This is a genomic window from Paenibacillus sp. NPDC057934, from assembly GCF_042887565.1.
Taxonomy (GTDB): Bacteria; Bacillota; Bacilli; order Paenibacillales; family Paenibacillaceae; genus Paenibacillus_AQ.
Genome location: NZ_JBHVPB010000003.1, coordinates 13,663 through 39,711, shown reverse-complemented (window position 1 = coordinate 39,711; position 26,049 = coordinate 13,663). Strand labels below are relative to the sequence as shown.

The window sequence follows — 26,049 nt, the reverse complement described above, 5'->3', positions numbered from 1 at the left end:
CCTATGCTTCATTTATCCAGAAACAGATACTCCGGTGCACTTAGACGCTGCTGAGATCTCAGCTGATCTTCTCCCCGGTCTGCCTCATTGTCAGGCTTGCGGCGGACAGGCCCGGAGAACATTTTATACAAAATATAACCTACTAACCCGCCCAATGTGTTCAGGAGCAGATCATCCACATCGAATGTTCCGATGGTCAGCACAAGCTGGGTGGACTCGAAACACAGGCTGAGCAGCAGCGAACACACCAACATTTTGGCCGCCGACCATTGGCGGTTTCGGAAGACGATCGGCAAGAGCAGACCAAACGGGATGAACGCCAGTACGTTGCCGGTTAGATTAATATTCAGAAAAGGGTTCGATAGCGACAAGTGATGCAGGTCTCTCTGGATCTCCTTAAAGGGTACCAGATTGTAGGAGCGAAGAAAAATCCTCCACGGGTCCTGTAACGTACGCTGAAATTGCTGTAGTAGAATATGTACGTCCACATGCCCGCCTTTGAACAGGATGACCTTGACCAGCAGATACAGATATGCAGTGAATGATACGAGTGTTAGCATACCGGGTGATTTGGAATTCTTCATGTTGTCCTCGCCTCTCTCCTCTCAGGTTGTCTTCACTTCTCGCTCGTCACGATGACGCCATCCACGTTATTGCCTGATATTTCATAACGCTGATTCACTGGAATTCTGATCATCACATTGTCCGTGACCGGGTAATAGGTTACTTCGTAAGTCCTGCCCTCAGCTTCAGCAGTAAGGCTTTTTTTCTCCCGAAGATAGTCCAGATACTGCTCCAGCACCATATCCTTCTCCTGCATAATGGCACTGTGCGGCAGACCAACATAACGAAAATGCCATGGCTCGTATTGAATTCCGGTAATCGCCGTCTTGTCCTCCGGGTAGCGAAGCACAAAACCGTACTTCCAGGCATTTTTCTTCAGCCATTTCCCCTCCGGCGCCCTTTTCATCTCCGCTTGGGAAGATCCGACGTCCAGCGACAAGCCCAGATTATGTTCACTGCGACCCGGCGGGAGGGCAACCTGCGATCCTTTTTCCCGGTATAGCGCCTCTTGTTCTGCAAAGTCACGGTAGCCACTACTGATCAGAAAACGATTGACCCCATCCTGCTCTGCAGCCTGAACCATCTCCACAAAGGCCTCAGCTACCAACCTCGACAGGCGGAGCTTCGTGTCCATCAGTACATATCCCTGCGTGAGCTCCGAATGCTCCGATAGCTTCACGATATCGGATTTGATGCTTGTCTCATGCAAAGGATGATCCTTGTTGACTAGCAGCAGCTCTCCTTGATAAATCTGCGATGCCGCGACCATCTGGAACGCATTACTGCCCGGCTGGCTATCTTTGGCCTCACCCTCTTCGGTAAGGCCCTTCGAAACATATTTAACGGCTATCCCGCCCAGCATAAGTACAACAACTACAAAAAAGCCCCACTTTTTCATATACAGTTAACCTCCCTGATTCCTCTTACCTTCAGAATAGAGACCACTGTTTAAAAAAAATCGGGGCTAAATATAAAGTTTTCCTTAAATTAGAAGGGTAGAACTTCTCCAGAGATCATACGTTAAACCGGGTGATTCTCCTGCGGTAATCTCACTTCAAAGCAGGTACGGACCACGCTGCTCTCTACGGTGATGGTACCCTGATGCTGCTCGACGATATTTTTGGCAATAAACAGACCCAGACCTGTACCACCTTCCTGTTGACTACGCGACTGATCGCTGGTGTAATACATCTCGAAGATATGCGGTAATTTCTCGGGTGTGATATATCCGCCGTAATTCAACACCTGTATAACGACCTCGCTGCCTTCCGAGAAGCTGTTGATATCTACGAATTGTCCATCCTTCCCGTACCTGGCCGCATTGCTGAGCAGATTCTCAAACACACGGGCTAATAGCTCTCCATCGCCCTGAATCTGCAGCTTGGGCACGATGTTCAGCCTTGCGCTGAGCTGGTTCTTTTCGAAGACCGGGTACATCTCCTCACTTAGCTGCATCAACAGACCACTGAGATCCAGTTGGTTCTTCTGGAGGGGCAGCATGCCATAATTCATCCGGGTAATCTCGAACAGCTCATCAATAAGCTTCTCCAGACGCTGAGATTTGGTATAAGCAATCTCGGTAAAATGTCTGGTCTGTTCCTCTGTCAGTTTATCCCCCTTCAGAATCCAGTCCAGGTAGCCCAGGACCGAGGTAAGCGGTGTACGCAGATCATGGGCCAAGTTCACAATCAGCTGATCCTTGCTGCTCTCCGCAAACGCCCCCCGCTCCACCGCCTCTTGCAGCTTCTCACTGGCGAGATTCAGTTCTTTGGCAATGGCCCGAAACTCATCCTTGGAGGAGATATCGACCCGGTGCTTGAAATCGCCGCTCGCCAGATGGTGAATGCCTTTAGTAATCTCATTAAAGTAGGAGGCATACGGCTTCGTGAAGAGGTAGAAGAAGAAGATTGCGAGCGGGATAAAGATCAACAGAAAAAAGTAAATATCCCCAATGTTAGACATAATATGGCGGTAATGAGCTAAGGGATCTTCACGCTTCACTCCGGAATAATACATCTGAAGAAGCCTGTAAATGACATAAGTAATACTGCCCGACAGAAGCATGCTGAGTCCCAGGAACGTGATCATTCTCGTCCGAAAACTGCGTAGCCCTCTATCCATTGAACGTGTACCCCACGCCCCAGATCGTCTTGATAAACTTGGTTTTGTTCATGTCCTCGCCTAACTTCTTGCGTAGCGTTCGAATATGCACCATCACCGTGTTGGCGCCCTCGTAATACGCTTCGCCCCATACCTGCTGAAAGATATTTTCCGAGCTGAAGACCTGCTTCGGATGGCTGGCCAGCAAATACAGAATATCGAACTCCTTCGGCGTCAGGTCAATGGCTTGTCCGTACAGCATCACCGTATGCTGCTCGGCATTAATACTGAGTCCACCCGCTTCCAGAACAGTGCTGGCCGCAGCCGCTGGCTGGCTGAACTGCATGGACCGGCGCAGCTGTGAATTCACCCGTGCCACGAGTTCCATCGGATTGAACGGTTTGGTCATATAATCATCCGCCCCGATGACTAGTCCTGTGATTTTATCGAGATCAGAGGTCTTGGCACTCAGAAAAATAATCGGCATATGGTGCTTCTCGCGAATCTGCCGGGTAACCTCGTATCCGTCCATCTCTGGCATCATAATATCCAGAATCGCTAAATCCACGGTCTGGGTCTGTACAGCCTGTACCGCCTCTCTGCCGTTAAAAGCTTTGATAATATGGTATCCCTCTTTGGTCAGGTGCAGCTCGACCAGATCGGCAATTTCTGCTTCATCATCTGCTATCAGGATCGTTATTCGTTTCACTGTATTCACTCCCACCCGTGTTCACTGCTGCTGGCTGTTGTTGCGATATAGATGAATTCAAGAGTCAAACGTATTGCTTGGTCGTCACTACGGTGAATGTTTGGACTTCCGGTCGCTGTTGTCCCCAGATTTCTTCAATTAAACCGCTTCTAGCGGTTGAAATCTGGGAACAGTCTGTGCTTCCGATGCGAGCTTTCCTGTGGAAAGCTTTCAGGCGAGCGCTAACGCTCCTACAGTTCCAAACCTTCCCCTTCGTTCCTTCTCGCTTTTTGTTACTTTCTTTCATTCATCTTATATGTCAGGAACCGTCTCTGATTGTATACCCTCATTATACAAAAAAGCTACCTGCATGTTGTAACCATGCAGGTAGCTTTACTAAATTCAGTATGCCGTTGCCTAATTTTCTGTACGCGGCGGGCGCATGGTCAGACTGACCCGGCCTTTCTTAAGGTCCACACCCATGACCCAGACCGTCACGTTATCCCCGACGGACACCACGTCCATAGGATGCTTCACGAAGCTGCCGCTGAGCTGGGAAATGTGGACCAGCCCATCGTTCTTGATCCCGATGTCGACGAACGCGCCGAAATCGATCACGTTACGGACGGTGCCCTGCATCTCCATGCCGGGCGCCAGGTCTTCTATCTTCAGCACATCAGTGCGGAAGATCGGCAGTGGCAGCTCCTCGCGCGGGTCACGGCCCGGACGCTGGAGACTCTCCAGGATGTCACGCAGGGTCGGCACGCCGACATCCAGCCGGACAGCCAGTTCCTCCGGCTTCTGCGCCGCCAGCTCAGAAGCCACTTCCTTGCTGCCGAGACTGGATACATCCAGACCGAGCGTTTTGAACAACCGGTCCACCACCGTGTAGGACTCGGGGTGGATTGGTGTCCTGTCGAGGGTGTTGTCCCCGCCCGGAATCCGCAGGAATCCGATGCACTGCTCATAGGATTTTGCGCCAAGGCGCGGCACCTTCTGCAGTTGCTTCCGCGCGGTGAACTTGCCGTTCTCCTCACGGTATTTGACGATGTTCTTCGCAATCGTCGCATTCACGCCGGAGACATACGACAACAGCGACGGCGACGCGGTATTCACGTCGACGCCGACATGGTTAACGGCCGATTCCACGACGGCCTTAAGGCTCTCTTCCAGATGCTTCTGCGAGACATCATGCTGGTATTGCCCGACCCCGATCGCCTTGGGGTCGATCTTGACCAGCTCCGCGAGCGGGTCCTGCACGCGGCGGGCAATCGATGCGGCGCTGCGCTCCGCCACATCAAGGTCCGGGAACTCCTCCTGCGCCAGCTTGGAGGCGGAATAGACACTGGCTCCCGCTTCATTGACGATCAGGTAGGCCAGGTCGGGATTGCCGATCTCGGCAATCACCTCGGCCGTGAACTGCTCCGTCTCGCGGGAACCAGTCCCGTTGCCGATCACGATGAGCTGGATGCCATACTTGGCGATCAGCTCCTTGAACTTGGCAGCGGCTTCGCGCTTTTTATTGTTCGGCGGTGTCGGATAGGTCACCGCCACCTCCAGCAGCTTGCCCGTGTCGTCTACAACGGCAAGCTTGCAGCCTGTGCGGTAGGCAGGGTCCACGCCGAGGACGCAGCGACCCTTAACCGGCGGCTGCAGCAGCAGGCTCCGCAGATTGCCAGAGAAGATCGAGATCGCCTGATTCTCACCCTTCTCTGTCATTTCCCCGCGCACCTCACGCTCCACGGATGGAGCAATCAGACGCTTGTAAGCATCTTCGATGACACTTTCCAGCAGGTCTTTGACCGGAGAAGGTCCCTTGATGACCTTGCGTCCGATGAAGGTATGAATCTTATCCGGCACAATCTCAATGCCCACCTTGAGCACACTTTCCCGCTCCCCGCGGTTGATCGCGAGAATACGGTGCGGTGGCATTTTATGTACCGGCTCACGATAGCTGTAATAGTTCTCATATACCGATTCCTGCTCGGCATCCTTGGCTTCCGAGACCAGAATTCCCTGGCTGGCCGTATACTGGCGCACCCAGGAACGAATGGCCGGATCATCGGCGATATTCTCGGCGATAATGTCCATCGCACCCTGCAGCGCTGCCTCGGCCGTCTCTACGCCCTTGTCGGCGTCGATGTAACGTGCTGCCTCACCTTCAGGGCTGCCTTGTCTCGGCTGCCCGAAGATCCATTCTGCCAACGGCTCCAGCCCCTTCTCCTTGGCCACACTGGCCCGGGTCTTCCGCTTCTGGCGGAATGGACGGTACAGATCCTCCACCTCTTGGAGCTTAATCGCCTTGGAGATTTGCTCCTGCAGCTCCGGCGTCAGCTTCCCTTGCTCCTCAATACTGCGAAGCACATCCTTCTTCCGATCGCTCAGGTTGCGCAGATAACCCAGACGCTCTTCGATGTCGCGCAGCGCGTTCTCGTCCAGTTCTCCCGTCATTTCCTTCCGGTATCTCGCAATAAAGGGAATCGTGTTGCCCTCATCCAATAATCCTACTGTGGTCCGCACTTGCTTGGGCGCAATGCTTAGTTCCTTGGCAATTGCCAGAATAATCGTTTCCTGCTCGCGCTGGGCAGCCGCTTCATCTGATATGGCTTCAGCATTCATGTTCTCTGCAGTCAATACAATCCCTCTTTCCGCCTCGCAATTCTGTACAACCTTCATGCTAAAATAGTATCACACATTCGCCCCGGTACCCAAATGCCCACGCCGGGCACCGCTCCGGAGAACACGGAGAAGCGCCAGCGTGGGCATTTTCATAAGGGAATCCTATGATGTCTGCTGACTTCTCATACTCCGTTTACTGGAGCTGAGTGACAGGATAAAGGACACGGCAAGGACAAGCGCCGCCACAGCATATGGGAAATTAATGTTGATATCAAACAGATAACCGGCTACGATTGGTCCAGCAATATTACCCAGACTCGTATATGCCGAGTTCATACCGGCGACAAACCCCTGTGAATCCCCGGCCATCTTGGACAATTGCGTGCTCACCGCAGGTCGCAGGATATCCATGGCCAAGAATACGATAAAGGTAACTGTAATAATAGCCCAGTAGCTGCTCACAAATACCGTCAACAATATAAATACGGCCGAGGCCAAAAGACAAATGGCAATGACTCTATTCTCTCCGAAGCGATTCAGAATCCAGCCAAAGGCCGATACCTGAACCACTGCACCGGCAATGGAACCAAATGTAATGACGAAGGCAATATCCTTCGGCGTAAATCCGAATTTATGATCCACGAACAATCCGAATACCGTCTCGTAATTGGCGAGACCGAAAGCGAGTACGAATACAATAACCAAACTGAAGAAATAAGGCTGGCGATAAGATTGCACAAGCTGTAACAACAGACTTTCCTGGTTCTTTCCAGAGGCTTTAGCTTCTTTACGCTGCTCCGCAGTAAGAGATTCCGGCAGAACCGCGAACGTCACCACAGCAATAAGTCCTGCCGCGATGGCAGCCACGAAGAACGGCGCGCGAATGCCAAACTCGGCAAGATAACCACCAATCCCGGGTCCAATAATAAAACCAGTCGAGATGGCCGCATTAATCAGCCCCATGCCTCTGGCCCGTTCCTCCAAGGAGGTCGTATCTGCAACGTAGGCCATAACTGCGGGCATAATCAGGGCCGCTCCCGCTCCGCCCAGCATTCTAGAGATGAACAGCATCCAAGGCATACTCGCCAGGCCGAACACTAGCTCTGACACGGCAAAAACAACCAACCCGACGACGATTATATTCTTCCGCCCCATTGTGTCGGACAGCCTACCTGCGAGTGGAGACAAGAGCAGTTGGCTAAGTGAGAACGCCGCTACCAGTAGGCCAACCGTACTTCCGCTAATATTTAGTTCATTCATAAAAGTAGGCATAATGGGTACAACAAGACCGATTCCGGTAAAAGTCAGAAAAATCGTCAACATGACAAGCAGTATAGCTCCCCGGTTTCTAAGCAGTAATGACATGGTTTACCTCCGTGTGCTCCCTGCACAGTTTCGAATAATATTTTTAGGCATTCATTGAAGCCTAATTTTCTCTGTTCTAAATATCTGCTGGTACGGGCAAACCCATACCATAAAAATAAAAAACCGACCAATAGAGACCGACCACCCGGTCTAATTTAAGACATGAGAAAGCTTACGCTTCTCACTACGTACGTATTCCCTGAAGCAACAGTCTGAGCGATTTCCGATAATATTCTTTAATTTCCTCTATCCCCATCGGCGAGCGCGAAATCTCCGACACCTTTCCGACACCTTCCAGCAGACCACTGAGAATAACGACAATATCCTCAGGCTCATCTGCCTTGAGATAATGGGTATCTATCCCTTCCTTTACCAGATCACGACAAGCCCGCAATGAACCATCATACATATGCCACAGTCGTTCCTCGATTTCAGCGGTATGATCTTTGATTCTTGCATACTCCTCCAGCGCCCGGATCAGCGGGTTCTGGAAATCATTGGCGCAGTGCTCGGCATAGGCATAGAAGCGTTCTTCAAGATCTGTGATCCCGGCCCGCTTGATATCCCAATTCTGGAGCCATAACTCGGTATCCTCTTCCACCACGTACAAGAATAATTCATCCTTACTGGGAAAATGGTGATACAGGCTGCCCTTGCTGACACCTGCGGCCACACATACCTCATTCATGGTTACCGCGCCGTAGCCCTTCTGGACAAACAACTTGGCCGCGTTCTGTACAATCCGTTTCTTCGTTTCTTCTCCATCTGAACGTCCTTTGATTACAAATCCCTCCTAAACCGACTGTCCGGTCTAATTATAGCAGATTTAAAATTTAAAGAGAACCCCGCTGCCGCAAGTTCCATTGTCCCCTGCCGGGTAAGGTCTCATTCCCTCGTTGCAGCCAATGCTAAAAAGGCGCCCGGGAGATCTCCCGAACGCCTTTGTTCAAGTACAATTAATATCCTTACCCTGCTTAGAAATCAATCAGGCCAAGGCTGATTTGCAGCGAATCATCCACCTTTTTCATCGTATCATCATCCAGGTGGGTGATCTTATCCGTTAAGCGCTGTTTGTCAATCGTCCGAACCTGCTCCAGCAGAATGACCGAATCGCGATCAAACCCGTGAGCAGACGCATCAATCTCCACATGCGTCGGCAGTTTCGCCTTCTGAATCTGTGCTGTGATCGCCGCCACAATGACTGTGGGGCTGAAGCGATTGCCAATGTCGTTCTGAATGATCAAAACCGGCCGAACTCCGCCCTGTTCGGAACCTACTACAGGCGAGAGATCGGCAAAAAAAACGTCGCCGCGTTTCACGATCAATGTCTACACCCCGCTTACTAAGCGGCCAAGAGTGCTGTCTGCATCTTCCTCCGCGAGGAACGCCTCGCATGCCATGGTCAAGTTAATCTTGGCCATTTCCATGTAGCCACGCTGCATGGACTCCCGGATGGCACGTTTCCTCCGTTCACTCAGGTACAGTTTCATGGCCTGCCTGATCAATTCACTCCGGTTGGAATTCTCCAGTTGAGCGATTCCATCCACTTCCTGCAAGAGATGATCGGGCAAGCTGATCATGATTCTTTTGGTGTTCTGCAAATTGGCCACCTTCTCTTCCACCCCCACAAACCTTCTGCCCTTGTCTTTCAGTTTAGCAATATACAAGGAATTTTATACAAGGAATATATGCTGTCAGTATATCAAGTATGCTGCATCCCATTATAAACTAGAAATGGTGGTTCGTATAGACTATACAAGACATAGTTGTTTACGATTTAATCCATTCCCAGAAATTACTTATATATTGTCAACTTTCAGGGCATTACGGCTGCAGCAAAGCATTCACCAGGTATGGAGTGCAACCTTCGCGTATATACACGCGTGGTACACGGTGTGCCAGCATGCAAACAACTTCATAGTGAATGGTTCCCAGGTGGAGCGCCAACTCGTCTGCCGTGATCGACACGCCAGCCTGCCGGCCGATGAGTACAACTTCTTCGCCTGCTTTGATTTGTTCCGCTTCTTCAGCGAAAGATTTCAGTGATACCATACACTGGTCCATGCAGATTGTTCCGACGACGGGGACCCGGCGGCCGCGTATTAGCACCTCCGCTTTGCCGCTAAGCATGCGGGAATATCCATCTGCGTACCCCACAGGCAGTGTTGCGATGATCTCTTCACTGTCTGTGACGTAACGGGTGCCGTAGCTGATGCCCCAGTAGGGCGGCAGGCTCTTGACATAAACTACCTGCGTCTTCAGCGTCATAATCGGTTGCAGATCGATCAGCTGCCGGTTCACCTCGGTTGAGGGATAGAAGCCGTACAAGCTGATGCCTACACGCACCATGTTGCTGGATAGATAAGGTGTATCAATGGCCGTAGCACTGTTGCCCGTATGTATGATCGGGATATCAATCTCTTGTTCCCGAAGCGTTTCCGCCACGTCCGTGAATCGTCGGTACTGCTCCATTGTATAGCTTTTGTCTTCTTCATCTGCTTTGGCAAAATGGGTAAACATGCCTTCCAGCTCCGCTTGCGCCACAAGCTGCACTTCTGCGATAAAAGCAGGTACATCAGGCGGCAATAGTCCCAGCCTGCCCATCCCGCTATCCATCTTAATGTGTACTTTCAGCCGATGCCCCGGATCTACAGGAAGCTGTCCAATAGCCTCCAGTACCTCTTTCGTGAACAGCGTCACGGTTATGTTATTCTCCCAGGCAGCAGCGATTCCATCCGGAGGTGTATAGCCAAGCACCAGAATGGGGAGCTTGATTCCTGCTTGACGCAGTTGAAGCGCCTCATCTAAAAACGCTACACTGACATAATCCGCACCCAGTGTCTCCAGCTCCCGGGTAATTTCCACTGCTCCATGGCCGTACGCATTAGCTTTGACACACCCCATAAACTTGGTCTCCGCCGGCAAAGCGGTACGGAAAGCTTCGTAATTGGCGCGCAAAGCGTCCAGATTGATCTCAGCTGCTGTTGGTCGATAGCTTGCTTGCACTTCAAAGTCACCTTCTTACGTTGTAGTAAAACGTTATCTGTTAAGTAATGTCTTACTGGTAATGGTAATGCTAACGGAAGGTGACTGTCAATGTAACACAAGCGAGTTAGGCGGCCTAAAAATAATATACCCAAATTAACCAGCGAATAAAGAAAAAACGGATACTGCGATGTAGAGGAAAGGTTCCCACAATACGCAGTATCCGCCTACTCCTATTACTTACCCGATTGTTCCTGCATAGAAGCGGCAACTTTCACCATTTCATCAACTGGCAGATTTGCGCTTGTAATCCGGTACTCGATGCCTTCATTCGTCCAGGTCAGTGTCTGCAAATCGTCACCACTCCCACTAAGGACTCCGAAGGTGAAACCCATATCCCACAATCTACCAGGAGTGAGGGATACTGCACGGTCCAGCGGACGGGCTTCCATGATCGTATATTGATAAATGCCGTCGTAGCGCAGCAACACCGCCTGATCCTTACTGCCTTCGATTTTATTGGAATCCTTCAGGCTCACACCCTCAGGAACGTAGTTCGGCTCCACAATACCGAAGTCGCCAAGCTCTGCAGCCACCGGCGGCTGGTTATTCTCTCCTTCTTCCGGTGCCGACACCGGATTGCCGTCCCCATCCACCTCGGCCACCGTACTCTTGGATGGCGTTCCGGTGGACATATTCTTTTGCATATCGAAAGAGTCCTTCGTGAAGTCCGTATCAAAGGTAAAGCTGTCGAACTTCACATTCACAACAACCTTGGCTTCCGAATCGGACACCTGCACCTGCTTCGGCGCATATGACTTCTTATCCAGCCAGATCTTCTGGCGCACCAATGCGCTGCTTTGATAATTCGCCGCCACCTCAAACACGAAGTTATCTCCGTCGGCTACGAACTGGCGGTTGTTATCGGAGACAATGCCTTGCACCAGTGTCTGGTACAGGTAGACCTGCCCCTGATGATCCGGCCAGTCGCTCTGGAAGCGGAAACTCTTGTTCAGACTCGGCGTCAGTACGAATACGCCCTCATCATTGCGGAGTACAATTTGCGTGATATCCTTCTGGACATTGGACAAGCTGATTCGATAATAGGATGGATTCTTGTACCATACCTCCACCTTGTATTCCTGCGGCTGTTCGCCGGTATACAGGGTCATCGTGCCCGAGCCTTGATAGGTTCCCTGCTTGCTTTCCAACTTGTCAGCCACATCGTTCAAATCCTTGACTACGGACGCAGCATCCTTCTTCCCGCACCCCGTGAGCACCAGGGCCACGCTCATAATGATTGCGAGTACCCATGTTAACCGGCGCATGACATCATCCCCTTAACCTGTTTTGAATGCATTGATTAGTACATGTCTATGAGGGACTTGACCACAATATGCAGACGGGCATGACAAGCATGGGTTTTGAAAGGTGAAAAGAAGTGATCATAAAAAGAACCCGCACTCAACGCGAGCTCTTAAAGTAGTTAACTTGGTACAATAGATATTGTAAGTTTTTAGACGCTATATAGAGCGAATTAAAGATTCAAACCATTATTCCCAATTAAGAGCATTTTTGCATCTCATATCTTTCTTTTGAGGATAAAAAGGGAAATAATATAATTATTGTACCTTATTTCTTGTGAAAGTAGTGTAGGACATGAAAACTGAAGATTTAACATACAAAATTGCCCTTAATCTACGCCAATCCTCAGTTTCATCCGATTTAGGTACAAAAATGCCCTTATTTACATCTCTGGATTAAAGCTAACCCGCTTAGTAGAAATAGATTCGTTTCTCTGTTATTCCAGTTATATAGTTAGAAATATCTATTAAGCTTCACAATTCCCCGCTACTTATAACCCCCAACGAATGAGAAGATCCCCACATAGGAGATCTTCTCATTCGTACTATTAGCGCATGTTCAACGAATAGATTCAGCGATTTTCAGGACCTCAGCCCGGTCTAGCCCCTTGGTTGAGAGGCCATATAATACCCCATCCGCTTCCCAGTCGAGGTTTCTCTCGTCCCACATCACGGCGTCAACGCCGCTTACGCTGACCTTCTCCATCTTGCCGGTGCTAGACATTTCGTATGCCGTCTCCTTGTCGGAGTAGCGCTGTTGCATCCAAATCTTCGTACCCTTCTTCTCACTGGTAAAGAACAAGTCGAGGTATTTGCCGTTAATACCGTTCTCATCCTTATAAAATTCTCCATGGTCAAAAACGAAGCCTTCAGGTAAATACTTGGGAAGCTTTACTGAGAAAAGCGCGTATTGTTCCAGTTCAGCCGGTTCCTTTACTACTAATTTTTTCGCCGTTGCCTCCTGATCGCGTTGTTCCTGCTGGCTCTTCGTAATCAGCTCATCCCCATCAGAACCTACGATAAGCTCACCCTCAGCAGTATAGACCTCGCCCAGCTTCTCCGTATACGATTCTATCTTATTTCCGTCCTTGTCAAAAAGCTTACCCTTCCACTTCTCTGGAAACGGCGGCTCTTGCTCTGGATCGTATTGACTGGCAATAATGTTTCCCAAATTGATTTTTTGCAAAACTCTGCCTAGCATCTCCTGGGCAAAGGATGGCTTAACGAAGCTAACGCTGAGCACACCTGCAACCAGAATGGAAGCCATGATTATAGCTGGCCGTCTGATGCTGTTTTTAACCTTCATCCTTTTATCTGCCTCCTTCATTTTAACCTGGTTCTGTATCTTATCCAAAACGTCTGCCTTATCGGAAATTTCACTGAAGTCATGTCCAGCCAGAGCCTTGCTTAAGCCCAGCAGTTCAAGGTACTCTGGAGAACCGTTCCACTCCGCGGAATCTTTTTGATGAAGACCCTCATCTATGTCTCTGGACAACCTCTGTACCGTATCCTTGGCATTCACAGTTGTTCCACGCTCCCTATCTCCGATTTTAATTTCCTCATACTGCGGTACAGGATCACGCCGATGTTACTCTCGGACATTCCTGTGATGCTGGCGATCTCCTTATTCTTTAGACCCGCTCCGAATTTAAGTGCCACTATATTCCGTTCTTTGGCCGCCAGCGTATCCAGCGCACGGTTGTCCGCTGCTGCGTTCTCCCTCCAGCATACGCTCCTCAGGGGCTTGTCTTGTTGATACCAGTTCACGGATGGCATCCAGTGAGAACAAGCGATTTCTCTTTTGGCTCCGGTAATAATCGTTCACTACGTTTCTCGCGATGGCGAACAGCCATACTTCGAATGGTGCTTTTTCCCCAGAGTAGCTGTGCAGCTTGGACAATGTCTTCTCGAAAATCTGGCTGGTCAAATCCTCCGCCGTATATCGGCAATTGACGCGATAAGCGGTATAGTTGAATATCCTTGAATAATAGGTTTCAAAAATCGTTGTGAAGAGCTTATCTTTGTCCACGACTGTATCGCTTTCTTGCTTTATCTGACCAAAAAATTGTAGCAATGCGCGCTCTTGCATTCCTCTGTTCTCCTTTCTTGCCATATTCACCCGGCCAAGTGATTTACAGAAGCTAATACGCTGGCAAGCGTAATCTATTACATGTATTTAGAAAAAATTAACTAATAACACAATGAGTTCCCCTTAACTTCTCTAGTATCGTCGATGGTTTCTGTGCTGTATGCGGAGTATGTCGCATCGCAGACCCTCTATTTCGGATCATCATCATGGAACAGCAAAAAGCCCGCGTCAGCCGCAGGCTCCTGGTGTGTAGTCCTAACCATAAAACAAAAACAGCCCACACCTTTAAGGGTGTGAGCTGCTACATTTTGACTCCATAGAGATTAGTTGCTCAGGTAAGCATCTGCTTGCTCAACGGTTTCGAAGTACTCCACGAAGTCACCGAAGATACGTCTCATTTGCATTTTGTAAATGGAAGAACCTGTTACATAGGCCCATTTCTTGTCAGTGGATACGCCTTTTTGAGTTGCCAGTTCACTAGTAGGTGCCAGTTCCTTAGCTACTTCTTGAGACAATACTTTAGCGCCAGTCAGGATGGTTACTCCAGTGAACCCTGGTTTTACTTTTTCAAGAATCTTGGTGAACTCATCAATGTATTGCTGAGCATTGTCCAGTGTAACCTCTTGAGCGGTAACGACAACTCTGTTTTTTGCGGCATTATATTCGATTGTGAACATTTGTGCATTCCTCCATCATGTATGATCATCTGTTGTAATAAATTAAGAAAAATTCGCATTACATATTATTTCCTATTCCATTACACATAAGAGAATCTTAAATAAAATTTTGTAAATAGTAAAGGTATTTAATAAGAAATATGTATTTATTTGTCGAAATACGCGGTTTTTAATAAGAAATATTACCTACATGTTACCAATGGACGCAAAAAAGACCAACATCTTCTCCAAAGAGTTGGTCCTCTATCTCAATCATCACCAATGGGTTCAAAGACTCATATGGGTGCCTGAACGTAGAAAAGGGTAACAGGACTGCTCTACTCTTCCTCATTTAACAGATTAATCAGTTCTACCAAATCGCCCGCTGAAGCTGCAGAGAAACTATGCTCCGTCGCATTGGCCGTCAGTTCCTGCAAAATATCCTTGATTGCTACCAGCTTCACACCTTCACTGCTGATTTGCTCCAACTCATTCTGGTCCTTCACTCTTCCGTGTACGAACCAATACTGCCACTCTTCGGTGTCAATCACAGAGCTACGCAGCTTCTTCTTTTTGTCAGAGGTATATTTAATCTCTACCCAGGCCTTTACGCTATCCTTTAGACTTTCAGAATTGCGCAGTTTGGCACTTGTCTTCGACTTCACGCCTAGCTTCTCCATCTGCTGCTTAGTCAACTTGCTGATATAGGCCACAGGTCGCACACTAACCTGAACTTCACAATGGACATACTCCCACTCGCCTTCGTCACTTCGCCGTACCGCGAGGAAATCAATCTCATTCAGCTTCTCCTTGATGCCTCTTATCGTAAAATACCCGTTCTTGTTCAGCCATTCTTCCACAAGAGTTTCTGCTTGAAGAGCCATTGTGATATCCCCCTTAGCTAATCATACGTACATCCCCTATATATTCGAGATATTATTACAGAATCCTCCATTTCACTTCTTTATTTTTCATTCTCCCTACCCGTTATACAAAAACAACGGATGGCTCCTATCGAGTCCATCCGTTGCTAATAAAGCTTTTATGCGAGTATCCGTATTATTTATTGGCCTGAAGAACAGGTTTGAATGTTGAAGGAATGTAGGTTACGGCTTTAATTTCGGTGATGACTTGGGCACTCATGGAGCCAGGGGCCGGCTTCACCAGCTTGTATTTGATCACTGCCTGATCTTTCGTGAATTGAATGCTTGTGATTTCAAGTCCATACCCGGAAGTTGGCGCCGTAGCGGAGAGCGTAACCTTAGTAACAGCATCCGTCTCCTTGCCGGTGGTTAATTTAACATCGATTGGAGCGGGTGTTGGAACTGGTTTGTAGTTATTAATGAATTTCACAGTTTTGCTGATCATATTGGCTGCTGCATCGCGGCTGATACTGTTCTTCGGATAAAATTTTTGTTTGCTGTCGAGCGTAACGATCTTGGCGATCAGCAGTTTCTGAATGCTGTTCATGTATTCTTTTTTGATTTGATTTCCGTCTGCCACTTCCACCTTTTGGAATGCTTCAATCGAGACAAAATCGCCTTTATGACTCAAACCTTGGTACAGAAGCTCTGCAAAGTACTCCTTGGAGATTTTGGCGGAAGGATCAATGTCCTTAGGAAGCTGCACTCCATTGTAATACGCGTAAATGAAATCCTTGGCATATGGAGCGTTATCCTTCACTTTTGTATAGTGATCGCTTGCCACTGGCATTTTGATAAAATCGATGGCATTCAGGTTCAGGTCTAGTCCTTTTACGATCATGCTTACTGCAGTCGCTATATCTATGCCGTTGTTAGGAGGATTCTTGGACCCGCCACCCTTCGCAAAGGCCGCCCCCGTAACGTTAAAACTAAAAATTGCGACCATCATCATTAGAAGCAGTGGTTTTAAAAATCGTTTGTTCATCTTCATTCCTCCGTGAATTGTGTTGGGTTGCTGGTTGTGTTGTCATGATTTATTTCCCAATTGGTACACTCTAGACGGCGATTATTCGAAAAGGTTGCATTAGCTCATTAAATTTATACAATTTAGTTCGAAATTTATACCAAGCCCTCTTTTGCGGTATCACTTTTCCTAAACTAGCTGACAATGAACAGCACAAAGAACAGCACAAATCTGAGCTGTTCTTTGCAGTTTCGTGATGAGCTGTCTCATTTTTTAAAAAAATCGCATCTTCGCTCACAAATTAATCTTCCCCAACAACTGAAGCAACTGCTCCTTCTCTTCCGGGGCAAAATCTTCATACACCGCAGTCAGCAATGAATCGGATACTGCTTCAAAAATTGGCTTCAGCGCTCTTCCCTTATCTGTAATGGATAAGCGGAAGATGCGGCCATCATTCAGGTCCTGCTCTTTCTTGACATACTCCAGACGCATTAATTTCTCGACTAATGCAGTGATGGTTGATTTGTCCTTGTCGATCAGGCAAGAGAGCTGGTTCATTGTAATGGATTCCTGTCCATACAAATGAAATAGAATGTCCCCATGTGATGGAGCAATTCCGTGAATATTATGCTTCTTCAATTCCTTTTCGATAAATCTATTACTTCTACGATGGATTCGGCCTATAACGGCTACGATAGCTTTTTCATTCATATCTGTATGTTAATTTTATGCAAAAATTCTGTCAAGAACCATTTGAAAGCGATACCGTTGCCTCGATTAAGTTCCCTTCGACACATTTCAAAACAAAATATTCACAATTTTAGTTTGATATCAAAATTTATTAGCTTTTTGTGATATTTATCACACCTATTGTGAAATAAATCACTTAATATAAAGCTATCGAAGATGATCATCCGATACAGACAAGAAAGCACACATTAAAAGGAGTGAAGGGATATGTTTAACAACTGGTTCAGAACAAATAAAGCCGCTATGCTGCTGCTCACAATAGTACGGGTATATCTGGGATATGAATGGCTTACTGCCGGATGGCACAAGCTTACCGGGGGATTCGACGCTTCGGGATTTATTAGTGGGGCTATTGCCAAGAGTGCCGGCGAGGGCGCAACCGTCCAAGCTTGGTGGGGAAGCTTCCTCCAGCATGCGGCGCTGCCTGGTGTAGACTTCTTTAACTTCCTGGTACCGGCTGGTGAATTTCTGGTTGGTTTGGGACTGATTCTAGGAACATTCACTACCTTCGCTGCTCTCATGGGTCTAGTTATGAACGCTGCTTACCTGCTCTCGGGTACCGTCAGCACGAATGTACAATTGCTGCTCATGGAAGTGATCGTCATCGTATCGGCCGCCAATGCTGGTAAAATCGGCCTTGATTACTTCGTCCTTCCATACCTGCGCAAGCTGCTCCATAGAAAAGATACCCACACGAATGTCATCCGGCCTGTCACTACGCCGCTGAAACGTACTGTATAACATGAATGCATACTATAACCCGTAAGGAACGGAGAGAAGCACTTCCGTTCCTTACGGGTTATTTGATTACAGAATGATACGCCGCACTCATCGAGACTTAACTTTTATGGCAGAAGTTAAGCTTCAGTCTCAATCCGTCTTTAATACCAATGAAACCAGATCGAATTGTTCAGCCAAATAGTGATTGATACTGGCGGCCAGATTAGCAGAGGAACCCGTTATATTCACCTTCAAATCAGGGAACACCTCCAGCACCTTACTTGCGTTCTTACGAACCGCATCTGTCTTTGTAGCCGCAGCAAACAGATATGACAACAGAGATTGGTAGGCAGTCAGCGCCTTAAGCGCCTTTCTTGCAGCACCAAAACTAAATTCAACGTGATCCTCCTGGTTGGCCTTGGTAGATATAGAATCGGCGCTAGCAGGGAGGCTCAAGGAATGAATCAGTCTCACTCGTGCCGAAGCTGCTTCGCGAATTGCTTTCAGCCTTCCGCCTTCTTTCAGGTCTATCCTGTTTATGAACTCCATAATATAGTTCGCCTTATCGGCAATGAGAAAATTAAGCAGGTCCATCACATAGCCTACTTGTGTGTTACTGCAATTACATCCCATTACAGCTTCGTAGCCATCCTCCACTTCGAATAGAAGCGGATTGTCGCAGGTGATGTTATTCTCGAAGTTCACGGTGTTCAGAATGATCTCAAAGGCCTTCTCGACAGCCATATCGACCTGTTCTTTCGAATCGATAAGGATCGGTTGGCCGTGATTCAGAATGGCTTCGATCCTTGTTTCAATCTCCAGCAATTGCTGCATATTATGACAGGCAAAGATAGCGATCGCTTGTGTCATGGTTGAACCATTCATTTGCGATAGCACTTCTTTACATTCCAGAGGGAATACATCCTCCATGCCCAATTCTTGAAAACAAGCTTGAGCAGTCATGTGTCTGCCTTTGTAGAACACCTCTGCTTCTTCCAATCCCCCGACAACCATAGCGTTGTGAGCAAGCGGGCCAAGATCACTTAATCCTGTAGAGCCTAGCTCACGAATCGCTGGAGCAATTCCATGGTTAAAGATCTCCAGCATTCTCTCAATCAACTCGGGTCTTACACCAGAGTATCCCCTGCTTAGCACATTGGCACGAATGAGCATAGATGCTCTGGTGATGACGGGATTCAGATACTCCCCCACACCTACGGCATGAGGATAGGGGATCGTTTTATTCCAATCCAGATGCTCTTCCGGCGACAATGCCGTATCCTTCAGATTGCCAAGCCCCGTATTCACACCGTAAACAACAGGGGCATCCGATCCAAGCCAACGAGCGACTTGCGCCCTGCTGCTCTCACATCTTGCTTTTGCTTCTGCCTTAAGGCGTACACTTTCCCATTCTCCGCGCACAGCTTCAATAATATGTTCTACAGTTAAGCTATAACCATTGATATATAAGTTTGCATCCTTCATAGGCTCACACCTTACTTTAAATTTCCGACAATATCTTCTACTGCCTGAAGCACGATGCCATCTGTGACGACTTTCTCCGCGGCAACCATATCTGGGGAAGCAAAACGGTTCACTGTCACCGTCTGTACAAAGTTTCTGAATACATGAAGCGCTTCTTTTGATCCCACGCCAAACTCAAAGTCCACGAGTTTACCCTTGGCAAGATCCATCCCTTGAGCAGCCATGTACATCTCGATCCCCAAAATCTTGTTAAGCAGCGATATCGCATCGAGCATCTTCAGCGAAGATTCCAGCGTCGTGCACACATATTTTTGGGTACTGTGATCGATCTTTGAAAAAGCAGTACCCGGAAGGGCCAGCAATTTCATTTCAGCCAATATTGCTGTAGCAGCAGCCTGGATGACCGGGAAGCCATGATTGAAACCCGGGTTTTCTCCAACAAGATTCATCGGCAGCCCATATGACATTTTGCTGTCCAAGAGTCTGAAGCTTCTTCTTTCACTGATATTACCGAGATCTATTAAGCCGACAATGACCAAATCCAGCAAGTACCCTAATAACGGATTCGACTTCTCCGTGATATCATTGATCTCCTTATCGAGTTGCTCCTTCAGCCACTTAACCGTATCTCTGACTCCCCCATGCGTCTGGGGTACAGCCCGAATACTGATGGCATCTTGGCAGCGGGGGCCATTGTCTCCGCCGTAAGCTTCCCGGCCTCGTTCAGTAGTAAATTCACTATCAGAAATGATTCTTCGTACGTTCTCCGCCACTTCGATCTGACTAGTATACGGCCTACCAAGCTCATGCAAGCGTCGGTCAAAAGCTCCAGTCTCCCCGCGTATGGCTTCAAGCTGCATTGCAACACAAATATCTGCAGTTTTCGTCAACCTCGAAGCCTCAGCAACTGCGTAAATAGACATCGCTGTAGACACACAGCACAGGTTGCTAATCAACACTATCTCTTGCTGAGTTAATTGAAGCTTGGACAGATTCATCTCCCGGAATAAGGACCCCACCGCTTTGAATTGCCCCTCGTGGTAACACACCAGTTCCTCTTCCCCGTTAAGGATCAGAATTAGTTCACTCATCACGGAGAACCCAGTTCTGTTTTCTTTATGTAAGCAAGGCTCGATCCGCTGATTCACGAAAAACAAAACTCTTTCCAGCAATCCATCACTTAGCACATCACTATGCTTAACTGAATGATTCAATAGAAGATATAAACTCAAGAGACCTACTTCTTTAGGCAATAACTCGCCATCGGATTGTACCCAGTCCCTTAATGAATCCAAGAAACTTTCTCCCTGTTCTCCAAACGTCTCTGTTGGGAGATCTGACTGTTGGAATGAGTGGGTTTGGCCATGTTGTTTAACTATGTTCACTTTGAATACCTTACCCGCCAAAACTGCAGACATATCCTCCATCTTCAAGTTTGATCCGTCTAATTGTAATGAGGCACTCATGTTCATACTCCTCACAAAGTATTTATTGAAGTTCATTATTACAAAATGATAACAATTTATTAAATAGATAGTAAGTGGCATCGTTTTGATTGTCAATAAATATTAAGTATTCTTATAGGGAATAAACCGAAGTGTTGTACGGCTTAAAATCCATCTTTTAAAAAAATAATCCCAAGTAAACAAATGTGATTGAATTTATTTGTAAGTAATGTTATTATTGGCCCTGTAAAGTAATAATCCATTATTACTGAATGATAATAATCAATAAAGTCTAATTATGATTGCAGGGGGAATTGAGATGAAAAAGAAGAAATCAAGCTTACTACTGCTCACACTAATCATTGCTTTAATGAGTATTGCTGCTGGTTGCGGAGACGGATCCTCCAAGAAAAAAGTAGTGGTGGGTTCCAAGAACTTTACCGAATCGCTCATACTAGGCGAAATGTATGCATTAGTACTTGAGAATGCCGGCATTAAAGTAGATAGAAAGCTTAACCTTGGCGGAACGTTGATTGCCCATGAAGCACTCAAAAAAGGGGATATCGATGTATATCCAGAGTACACAGGCACAGCCCTGCAGAACATCCTGAATGAGAAGCCGCTCACAGATCCTAAGCAAGTGTTTGATCTTGTCTCGGACTATTATAAGAAGGAATTTAACCTCGTTTGGTTAGCACCTTCCCAAGCCAATAACACCCAGGCAATAGCTATATCCCGCTCCGCTTCCGAGAAATACGGCATCACAACCCTCTCTGAGCTGCAAGCCAAAGCAGGCGAGATTAACTTCGCCGGTGTACCTGAATTCGAGGAACGTGAAGATGGATTACTTGGAATGAATCGTGTATATGGAGATTTCAAATTTAAGAGCCTCAAGCTTTTCGATTATGGAGTTAAATATCGCGTAGTCTTAAACGATGAAGCTCAAGCTACCATGGCCTTTGGAACAGACGGCGAACTGCTTAACCCGGATTTGGTGGTTCTCAAGGATGATAAACACCTATGGCCTCCATATAATGTTGCTCCAGTTATTCGTCAAGAAACTTTAGATCAGGATAAGGAAATAAGTTCGCTTCTGGATGCGGTATCCGCGAAGCTGGATGATGCAACTATGCAGAAATTGAATGGCGAAGTAGATATTAATAAGCAAGAATACAAAGATGTAGCTAAACAATTCCTTAAGGATTCTGGACTTATAAAATAAAACTAAAACAGCAGCTTTCTCCGGATGCAAGTAGCGAGAGAAGCTGCTGTTTCGTTATATAAGCCAGTTATATAAGTAGAACAAAAGAAGTTAACAAAAAGCGAAGATGAGCGAACGGGGAAGTTTGGAACTGTAGGCGCAAAGCGCTCCCTTGAAAACATTCCATAGGAAAGCTAGGTTTGGACGCCTTCTTTGGCTTCCGTGTGGATTTCTTTGGATGGTAAATTTTTGATGATTTCCACAAAAAAGCTAGCAATGGAACATAGACTGTCGATAGATTTGAACCTATGGCAGCATATTCCCCTTTACCAGCCGTCTTAACAGTGAAAAAGAAGGGCCCCTCCTCAACTAAGTGCATTTTTGCACCTTATTTTTCTTTAATATAGGTAAATAAGGGATATAAGGACATATTTGTATCTTATTTTCCCAAAAACACGCTGGACGGGTGATTCTGGAGGATTTAAGGTACAATATTGCAATTAATCTCCATTAACCGGTAGCTACAGAGGATTTAAGGTACGAAAATGTCGTTAATTACACCACTTCGATCCTTCTTATAAAAACTCTCTTTTTTCTTGGCTATATTAGTTTTTTAATACGTTCTATATAGCTTGTTTATTAGCTAGTGAGTGTGTTTGTGTTTGTGTTTGTTGCTAGTGAGTTACGAGAGTTCGTTTAGCCCTTCACCACACCGAGTATAAACCCATCATATCCCTTGCTGCCTACGGTCTGTAGCGCAGTCGCATCGATTCGCGGTTCGGCGGCTAGCAGATCGGTGAACTGACGAATTCCCTGAACCCGATCGTCCCCGCTGTCTCCATTCACGACTTCACCGTCACGAACCACATTATCGGCAATGATAACAGCGCCCGGGCTTGCCAGCTTCAGCGCCCACTGCAAGTAATGAGGATTGTTCGGCTTGTCGGCATCTATGAAAATAAAGTCAAATGGCTCCACGCCCTGAGCCTCCAAAGCAGCCAGAGATTCCAGTGCCGGTCCTTCGATAACCTGTACGTTGTCAGCCAAACCTGCCGCCCGCAGATTATCCTCGGCTACTTGCACATGCAGGTGTTCAAACTCCAGTGACACTAGCTTCCCCTCAGCAGGTAACGCCCGAGCCAGCCAGATCGTGCTGTAACCGCCCAGCGTTCCGATCTCCAGAATACGCTTTGCTCCCTTCATGCGGGCCAGCAGATGCAGAAGTTTGCCCTGATTCGGCGCAACGTCAATGGCGGGTAGACCCGCTCCTGAGTTGGCAGACAACACGGCATCAAGCAAGGGATCTTCTGCCAGTAGCTTGCTGTTGAAATAATTATCCACTTCGCTCCATCTCTGTGTTCTTTCCATCGTTTCATTCCTCCTCATAATCGTTGAATCAAGTATTTGTCTTGTTCCTGATTACAGCTTATGATGAATGAAATCATAATTCTAATATATGTTTTTAACTCATTCATATATTTTGGTTATATAAGGAGTGGCAAACAGGATGAATATACATGCCCTCAGGCTGTTCTACTATGTCGCAGAGACGGGCAGCGTGACGAAGGCGGCCGTCAAACTCAGAATCAGCCAACCTGCGGTTACAAGCCAGATCAAGAAGTTCGAGAAGGATCTCGGGCTTCCCCTGTTCACACCGAGCGGGCGAGGTGTATCCTTGACTCCCTTTGGCATGGAGCTGGCGAAGCAGGCCGGGAACTTTTTTACGTATGAGGAACAGATTGATGAATTCATTGAGGATTACCGGCAAGGACGAATCGGCAAAATCCGCATTGCCGCTACGTATCTTCCGGCAAACTTCCTGATTCCTAGCTGGGCCGCCCGCTTTAAAGCCCGCTATGATCAGATTGAGGTCGTCATTACGACCACGAACTCGCGGCAAGCTTTTGAACAGTTGAACCGGCACGAGGCAGATGTGGCCATTTATGGAGGCGGATTGGAGGGCAGGCCGGAGAATATGGACTGGGTGGAGCTTTTTGAAGATGAGCTGTGGTTTGTAGTCTCTCCTTCCCATCCCCTTGCCAATCGTTCGGTGACCCTAGCTGAGATGATGAAAGAACCGTTCATCATGCGTGAAGAAGGAAGCTCTACGCGGGAGCGGTTATTTTCCCTGTGTAGGACCTATGATTTGAAACCACCGCAGGTGGCGCTGCAATTCAACGGTCTCAACGAGGCCATCCGATCGGTGATAGCGGGATACGGGGCGAACTTTGTCTCATCACTGGTAGTTCGTGAGTATGTTGAGCGCGGGCTGCTGGCAAGGGTATGGGTGGAGGACATTCATCTCACGAACAATCTGGCGATCTGTACCCGCAGCAATGAGCAGCAACCAGCTATTGTTCAGCAGTTCATAGAGATCTGCAAGCAGTATCCTACGGAGGTTTAGATTACAGTGGCTTGACAACAAAGTTATAGCTTCTATATATTTTAGGAACTATAGGAATATTGCCAAATTGGAGTGGGCTTATGAGTGCTAAAACAAACAAGGACCAGGCCATCCATGCTGTTATGGATACCATGGCCAGTGTGCAGCGGAGTTCCCAGGCTTTTGTTGAAAAAATAATCCAAACGGAGTCGCTGACACAAAATCAAATCATGCTGCTGTTTCAGCTTCAGCTCACCGGGAGCCTGAATATTACGGATATAGCAGAACGATTCATTATCACACCCGGAGCGGCTTCCTTCATGTGCAATAAGCTGGAAGATGATGGCCTGATTGAAAGGGTTCGTACCAAGGAAGACCGCAGAGTAGTCAATATTGTGATTACAGCTCAGGGGGAGCAGCGCATCCGGCAGCTTTTTGACAGGTTCGATAAGGACCAACTGGAGATCATCGCTGGGACACTTCAAAAGGTTCATGAGCTGATGAATGACATTGTAGATTAGCTTTCCTGAGCCTACTCAGATTAGATTTACAGCAAAGCACTGCAGGGTGTGGTTTTAAGGCACAATGCAGTGCTTTTTTGGCATACCCATGGTCAAAATAATGTTATATTGAATATACATTATAATTGTTATATATTTTAATCGTTCAAATAAATTTTTGTTGAGGTGGTGAACTGTACGATGCACGATGACATACCGTCTGAACCTGCATTTAGTCAGCTTCCGCTAAAAGTGAAAGGCTCACTCTTACGAAGGGACGATATTGTGGCTACCTCGGTGGAAGTGCTGGGAGCCCTGACTGCCCGGGGGAGCATTACAACAACACGGTTAAAAATATCCGGCGAGTGCTCCGTTGCGAATGCCTGCGTTGCACATCAAGTCAAGAATCTCGGAAGTTTACGAGTGCGTAGTCTTCAAGCTGAGGAGATTCATTCATCCGGTTATTTTTCTGCAACGCAGGAGACGACAACGGGATCCCTTTATGCCGAAGGGGCAGTGCGGATGAGCTCGTTGACGGCCAGAGATTCCATAGAAATCCGTCTTGGAAATGCGTGTTCAATTGATAAGATGGGCGCAGGCGGAGAGATATCCATTCTTTTATCGTCCACCCCTTTCAGCTTCCTGATGGGACCCTTGCGTAAAATGAACTGCGGTACCATCACAGGAACCACGATCAGGCTGGAGCGAACCAGTGCTGATCTGGTCTGTGGCGAGGACGTCACCATTGGGCCGGGCTGCATTATTCAGGAACTCCATTACAGCAAGCGTCTGAACGTAGATTCCAAATCAAAGGTGAAAAAAGTGGTATTCCTACCTGACAGGGAGGCAACGTGATGAATAGCAGTACCTATTCCAAAGGTAGCCTAATAAAACTTACGATTAAAAGTTTCCTGATCCTCTTCTGTGTTCCCATTCTCAGTGTTTGGACGGTGGGGAGCCTACTATGCGCGGCGATCGCCCTGATCGCTGCCCTACTGGGGCTTTTCGGCTGGAACGGTGTAGCTATGAATATTTATCCGGGGTACGCCTTGCCTGGAATTCTTGGCTTTCCAGTGGGCTTGCTACTCGCTTTTCTGTTGGTCCTGTCTTTCTATTACACTCGGCGATTCTTGAAAGAATCCATACGGATTATTAAATCCTGAGCTTCAGATCTCCAGCGGTCTTATTAGGCAAACTTCCAGGCAGATGCTGCCGGCTCTAAAGATCCAACTTCCCCATTTCTTATCC

The 26,049-nt window shown here is 47.6% G+C and carries 27 protein-coding genes; 6 read left to right on the top strand and 21 right to left on the bottom strand.

The genetic code is table 11. From position 1 onward, the window contains the following. Window positions 1-8: 8 nt before the first annotated feature. The 18 genes from ACFVRY_RS07630 to ACFVRY_RS07545 form a co-directional block, all read right to left on the bottom strand. A complete protein-coding gene (locus tag ACFVRY_RS07630; RefSeq protein ID WP_387498885.1) occupies window positions 9-584 on the bottom strand; it encodes a VanZ family protein in 576 nt (191 codons plus the stop codon). 32 nt (window positions 585-616) lie between these two features. Next, on the bottom strand, window positions 617-1,462 hold the full coding sequence (locus ACFVRY_RS07625) for a M15 family metallopeptidase (RefSeq protein WP_387498883.1): 846 nt from the start codon (window positions 1,460-1,462) through the stop codon (window positions 617-619). Window positions 1,463-1,584: 122 nt separating this feature from the next. Next, complete coding sequence (locus ACFVRY_RS07620; protein WP_387498881.1) at window positions 1,585-2,685, bottom strand: sensor histidine kinase; 1,101 nt, start codon at window positions 2,683-2,685, stop codon at window positions 1,585-1,587. Next, the gene (locus ACFVRY_RS07615; RefSeq protein WP_387498879.1) at window positions 2,678-3,373 is read right to left on the bottom strand and encodes a response regulator transcription factor; all 696 of its coding nucleotides are present in this window, start codon (window positions 3,371-3,373) and stop codon (window positions 2,678-2,680) included. The genes ACFVRY_RS07620 and ACFVRY_RS07615 overlap by 8 nt, the downstream gene beginning before the upstream one ends. Before the next feature lie 396 nt (window positions 3,374-3,769). After that, window positions 3,770-5,971 carry a Tex family protein gene (locus tag ACFVRY_RS07610; protein ID WP_387499698.1) on the bottom strand — a complete coding sequence of 734 codons (2,202 nt, stop codon included), beginning with the start codon at window positions 5,969-5,971 and terminating at the stop codon, window positions 3,770-3,772. Between the two features lie 162 nt (window positions 5,972-6,133). Next, entirely contained in the window at window positions 6,134-7,336 is a 1,203-nt protein-coding gene (locus ACFVRY_RS07605; protein WP_387498877.1) for an MFS transporter, read from the bottom strand. A 184-nt stretch (window positions 7,337-7,520) separates the two neighbouring features. After that, complete coding sequence (locus ACFVRY_RS07600) at window positions 7,521-8,078, bottom strand: TetR/AcrR family transcriptional regulator (RefSeq protein ID WP_387499696.1); 558 nt, start codon at window positions 8,076-8,078, stop codon at window positions 7,521-7,523. A gap of 232 nt (window positions 8,079-8,310) precedes the next feature. After that, window positions 8,311-8,661 (bottom strand): type II toxin-antitoxin system PemK/MazF family toxin, encoded by a 351-nt coding sequence (locus tag ACFVRY_RS07595; RefSeq protein WP_066367250.1) that lies wholly within the window; start codon window positions 8,659-8,661, stop codon window positions 8,311-8,313. A 3-nt stretch (window positions 8,662-8,664) separates the two neighbouring features. Beyond that, entirely contained in the window at window positions 8,665-8,946 is a 282-nt protein-coding gene (locus ACFVRY_RS07590; RefSeq protein ID WP_066367449.1) for a CopG family ribbon-helix-helix protein, read from the bottom strand. A 214-nt stretch (window positions 8,947-9,160) separates the two neighbouring features. Further along, the gene (alr, locus tag ACFVRY_RS07585) at window positions 9,161-10,342 is read right to left on the bottom strand and encodes an alanine racemase (RefSeq protein ID WP_387498875.1); all 1,182 of its coding nucleotides are present in this window, start codon (window positions 10,340-10,342) and stop codon (window positions 9,161-9,163) included. Between the two features lie 215 nt (window positions 10,343-10,557). Beyond that, window positions 10,558-11,649 carry an outer membrane lipoprotein-sorting protein gene (locus tag ACFVRY_RS07580; protein WP_387498873.1) on the bottom strand — a complete coding sequence of 364 codons (1,092 nt, stop codon included), beginning with the start codon at window positions 11,647-11,649 and terminating at the stop codon, window positions 10,558-10,560. Window positions 11,650-12,244: 595 nt separating this feature from the next. Beyond that, a complete protein-coding gene (locus ACFVRY_RS07575) occupies window positions 12,245-13,207 on the bottom strand; it encodes a DUF4367 domain-containing protein (RefSeq protein ID WP_387498871.1) in 963 nt (320 codons plus the stop codon). Continuing rightward, window positions 13,204-13,344, bottom strand: coding sequence for a sigma factor-like helix-turn-helix DNA-binding protein (locus ACFVRY_RS07570; protein WP_387498869.1), 141 nt, complete (start codon window positions 13,342-13,344; stop codon window positions 13,204-13,206). Before ACFVRY_RS07570 ends, ACFVRY_RS07575 begins: the two co-directional genes overlap by 4 nt. Continuing rightward, on the bottom strand, window positions 13,334-13,774 hold the full coding sequence (locus ACFVRY_RS07565) for a sigma factor (RefSeq protein WP_387498867.1): 441 nt from the start codon (window positions 13,772-13,774) through the stop codon (window positions 13,334-13,336). The genes ACFVRY_RS07570 and ACFVRY_RS07565 overlap by 11 nt, the downstream gene beginning before the upstream one ends. Window positions 13,775-14,097: 323 nt before the next feature. Beyond that, window positions 14,098-14,451, bottom strand: a complete 354-nt coding sequence (locus ACFVRY_RS07560) for a hypothetical protein (RefSeq protein ID WP_387498865.1) — start codon at window positions 14,449-14,451, stop codon at window positions 14,098-14,100. A 317-nt stretch (window positions 14,452-14,768) separates the two neighbouring features. Then, the gene (locus ACFVRY_RS07555) at window positions 14,769-15,314 is read right to left on the bottom strand and encodes a hypothetical protein (protein WP_387498863.1); all 546 of its coding nucleotides are present in this window, start codon (window positions 15,312-15,314) and stop codon (window positions 14,769-14,771) included. A gap of 175 nt (window positions 15,315-15,489) precedes the next feature. After that, a complete protein-coding gene (locus tag ACFVRY_RS07550; RefSeq protein ID WP_387498861.1) occupies window positions 15,490-16,338 on the bottom strand; it encodes a protease complex subunit PrcB family protein in 849 nt (282 codons plus the stop codon). 273 nt (window positions 16,339-16,611) lie between these two features. Continuing rightward, window positions 16,612-16,956 (bottom strand): MarR family winged helix-turn-helix transcriptional regulator, encoded by a 345-nt coding sequence (locus ACFVRY_RS07545; RefSeq protein ID WP_387498859.1) that lies wholly within the window; start codon window positions 16,954-16,956, stop codon window positions 16,612-16,614. A 318-nt stretch (window positions 16,957-17,274) separates the two neighbouring features. Here ACFVRY_RS07545 and ACFVRY_RS07540 point away from each other — a divergent pair, with 318 nt between their 5' ends. Further along, entirely contained in the window at window positions 17,275-17,808 is a 534-nt protein-coding gene (locus ACFVRY_RS07540; protein ID WP_387498857.1) for a DoxX family protein, read from the top strand. A 129-nt stretch (window positions 17,809-17,937) separates the two neighbouring features. Here ACFVRY_RS07540 and ACFVRY_RS07535 read toward each other — a convergent pair whose 3' ends face one another. Further along, window positions 17,938-19,272, bottom strand: coding sequence for an aromatic amino acid ammonia-lyase (locus ACFVRY_RS07535; protein ID WP_387498855.1), 1,335 nt, complete (start codon window positions 19,270-19,272; stop codon window positions 17,938-17,940). Window positions 19,273-19,283: 11 nt separating this feature from the next. Further along, window positions 19,284-20,567: an aromatic amino acid lyase gene (locus tag ACFVRY_RS07530; RefSeq protein WP_387498853.1), complete on the bottom strand. Its 1,284-nt coding sequence runs from the start codon at window positions 20,565-20,567 to the stop codon at window positions 19,284-19,286. 469 nt (window positions 20,568-21,036) lie between these two features. Here ACFVRY_RS07530 and ACFVRY_RS07525 point away from each other — a divergent pair, with 469 nt between their 5' ends. Continuing rightward, window positions 21,037-21,939 carry an ABC transporter substrate-binding protein gene (locus ACFVRY_RS07525; protein WP_387498851.1) on the top strand — a complete coding sequence of 301 codons (903 nt, stop codon included), beginning with the start codon at window positions 21,037-21,039 and terminating at the stop codon, window positions 21,937-21,939. A gap of 675 nt (window positions 21,940-22,614) precedes the next feature. On the opposite strand, the gene ACFVRY_RS07520 is transcribed toward ACFVRY_RS07525, so the two are convergent. After that, the gene (locus ACFVRY_RS07520; protein WP_387498849.1) at window positions 22,615-23,286 is read right to left on the bottom strand and encodes an O-methyltransferase; all 672 of its coding nucleotides are present in this window, start codon (window positions 23,284-23,286) and stop codon (window positions 22,615-22,617) included. 139 nt (window positions 23,287-23,425) lie between these two features. Between ACFVRY_RS07520 and ACFVRY_RS07515 the strand changes: the two genes are divergently transcribed. The 4 genes from ACFVRY_RS07515 to ACFVRY_RS07500 all read left to right on the top strand — a co-directional run bounded on the left by ACFVRY_RS07515 (window position 23,426) and on the right by ACFVRY_RS07500 (window position 25,964). Next, the gene (locus tag ACFVRY_RS07515) at window positions 23,426-24,322 is read left to right on the top strand and encodes a LysR family transcriptional regulator (RefSeq protein ID WP_387498847.1); all 897 of its coding nucleotides are present in this window, start codon (window positions 23,426-23,428) and stop codon (window positions 24,320-24,322) included. A gap of 80 nt (window positions 24,323-24,402) precedes the next feature. Continuing rightward, on the top strand, window positions 24,403-24,822 hold the full coding sequence (locus tag ACFVRY_RS07510; RefSeq protein WP_387498845.1) for a MarR family winged helix-turn-helix transcriptional regulator: 420 nt from the start codon (window positions 24,403-24,405) through the stop codon (window positions 24,820-24,822). 180 nt (window positions 24,823-25,002) lie between these two features. Beyond that, a complete protein-coding gene (locus ACFVRY_RS07505; protein WP_387498843.1) occupies window positions 25,003-25,656 on the top strand; it encodes a hypothetical protein in 654 nt (217 codons plus the stop codon). Then, complete coding sequence (locus ACFVRY_RS07500; protein ID WP_387498841.1) at window positions 25,656-25,964, top strand: hypothetical protein; 309 nt, start codon at window positions 25,656-25,658, stop codon at window positions 25,962-25,964. The genes ACFVRY_RS07505 and ACFVRY_RS07500 overlap by 1 nt, the downstream gene beginning before the upstream one ends. Window positions 25,965-26,049 lie beyond the last annotated feature (85 nt).